The organism is Burkholderia sp. Bp8998, from assembly GCF_003854235.1.
Lineage (GTDB): Bacteria > Pseudomonadota > Gammaproteobacteria > Burkholderiales > Burkholderiaceae > Burkholderia.
In genome coordinates, this window is the sequence record NZ_QTQF01000151.1 from 1 (window position 1) to 761 (window position 761).

At 67.1% G+C, this 761-nt stretch carries 1 protein-coding gene; it reads left to right on the plus strand.

What is annotated here, in order from left to right:
• Positions 1-761: ATP-binding cassette domain-containing protein (locus DIE06_RS37890; RefSeq protein ID WP_124665751.1), on the plus strand; the 761-nt coding region annotated here is incomplete at both ends.

Consider the following 761-nt stretch of genomic DNA (forward strand, 5'->3'; position numbering starts at 1 on the left):
CTCGGCAAGCCGCTGCGCGGCCCGGCCGAAGGCGTCGCGATGGTGTTCCAGACCTTCGCGCTGTTCCCGTGGCTGACCGTGCTGCAGAACGTGGAAGCCGGGCTGGAGGCGCTCGGCGTCGGCGCGCGCGAGCGGCGCGAACGCGCGCTCGCCGCGATCGACCTGATCGGTCTTGACGGCTTCGAGAACGCGTATCCGCGCGAGCTGTCGGGCGGGATGCGCCAGCGCGTGGGCTTTGCGCGCGCGCTCGTCGTCGACCCGACGATCCTGCTGATGGACGAGCCGTTTTCCGCGCTCGACGTGCTGACCGCCGAAACGCTGCGTACCGACCTGCTCGACCTGTGGACGCAAGGCAGGATGCCGATCAAGTCGGTGCTGATCGTCACGCACAACATCGAGGAAGCGGTGTTCATGTGCGACCGCATTCTGGTGCTGTCGTCGAACCCGGGCCGCGTGATCGCCGAGATCAAGGTGCCGTTCAAGCATCCGCGCAACCGGCTGGATCCGGATTTCCGCAAGCTGGTCGACGACATCTACGCGAAGATGACCGCGCGCCAGACCAACGAGGCGACGAAGAAGGGGCTGGAGCTCGGCAGCTGGCTGCCGCAGGTGTCGACCAACCTGATGGCCGGCCTGATCGAGACACTCGCGATGGCGCCGTACCACGGCCGCGCGGACATGCCGGAAATCGCGCGCACGCTGCATCTGGAAGTGGACGAGCTGTTCCCGATCGCCGAAGTGCTGCAGTACCTCGGCTTCGC